The 1,594-nt window shown below is 70.1% G+C and carries 1 protein-coding gene; it reads left to right on the forward strand.

Going from position 1 to position 1,594, the window contains the following annotated elements; translation table 11 throughout:
• Positions 1-20: 20 nt before the first annotated feature.
• Positions 21-1,594 (forward strand): SDR family oxidoreductase (locus tag F7R91_RS43965; RefSeq protein WP_269144825.1); only part of this gene is annotated, 1,574 nt, incomplete at its 3' end.

Raw genomic sequence — 1,594 nt, forward strand, 5'->3', positions numbered from 1 at the left:
GTGTGCAGGTTCAGGTTGTCGTGGGTGAGGCCGATGGGGCTGGGGTCCGGTCGGTGGAGGTCTATTCGCGGTCCGAGCGGGAGGTGCTGGTTGGTGAGGTGCCGTGGACGTTGCATGCGCGTGGTTCGCTGGCGTCGGCGGGGCCGGTGGGTGAGGCGTTGACGGTGTGGCCGCCTGCTGGTGCGGAGGAGGTTTCGCTGGAGGGTGCGTATGAGCGTCTGGCGGAGCTCGGTTATGCGTACGGTCCGGCGTTCCGGGGGTTGAGGCGGGTTTGGCGGGGTGAGGGTGAGTTCTTCGCGGAGGTCGTGCTGCCGGAGGGGCTGCGGGCGGAGGCCGGCCGTTATCTGCTGCATCCTGCGCTGCTGGACGCGGCCCTGCACACCCTGCTGCCCGGTGTAGTGGACCCGGACCGGCAGGCCCTTGTGCCCTTCGGCTGGGAGAGCGTCAGCGTCCACGCCGCGGGCGCCGGAGTGGTCCGGGTGCGCTTCTCCCTCGCCGCACCCGACTCCGTCGCGGTGACCCTCGCGGATGCCACGGGTGCGCCGGTGGCGACCGTCGAAGCGCTCACCCTGCGACCGTTGTCGAAGGAGGCGTTGCGTGAGGCGGCTGTGTCCGGCGGGCGGGACGGGTTGTTCGCGGTGCGGTGGAACGTGCTGCCGGATGCCGGTCGCGGGACGGGTGTTGGGGTGGGTGAGGTGCTGGAGGTGGTGTCCGGTGGCCGGCCGGCACGGGAGGTCGTGCGGGAGGCCTTGCTCGGGGTGCAGGAGTTCCTGGCTGATGAGTTGCGGGCGGACCGGATGCTGGTGGTGGTGACGCGGGGTGCGGTGGCGGTGGATGGTGAGGAGGTCACCGATCTTGGGGCTGCTGGTGTGACGGGTTTGATCCGGGTGGCGCAGACGGAGAATCCGGGCCGGATCGTGCTGGTTGATGTGGAGCCCGGTGCGGAGGTCTCGGCCGAGGCGGTTCTGGCGACGGGGGAGCCGCAACTGGCGGTGCGCGGTGGTGTGTTCCGTGTGCCGCGTCTGGCGCGGGTTGTGGCGGGGGACGCCGGTGGCGGTGCGGTCCGTTGGGACGAGGGCACGGTGTTGATCACGGGTGCGACGGGTACGTTGGGTGCGATCGTGGCGCGTCATGTGGTGGTCGAGCATGGTGCGCGGAGCCTGCTGCTGGTCTCGCGGCGTGGTGCGGATGCGCCGGGCGCGGGTCAACTGCGGGCGGAGCTGGTCGGGTTGGGTGCGGAGATCAGCTTCGCCGCCTGTGATGTCACGGACCGGGACTCTGTGGAGGGTGTGCTGGCCGGGATCCCGGCCGACCGTCCGCTGAAGGCGGTGGTCCATACGGCGGGTGTGCTGGACGACACGGTGCTCACCGATCTGACGCCCGAGCGCCTGGATGCGGTTCTCAGGCCGAAGGCGGAGGCTGCCTGGAATCTGCACGAGGCCACCTTAGGGCGGGAGTTGAACGCTTTCGTCGTCTACTCCTCGATCGCGGGTCTGATCGGTAATGCGGGACAGGCCAACTACGCGGCGGGCAACACCTATCTGGACGCGCTGGCCCAGTACCGTTCGGCCCTCGGACTGCCCGCCGTCTCCCT

It is taken from the genome of Streptomyces luteolifulvus, from assembly GCF_008806595.1.
Classification (GTDB): domain Bacteria; phylum Actinomycetota; class Actinomycetes; order Streptomycetales; family Streptomycetaceae; genus Streptomyces; species Streptomyces luteolifulvus.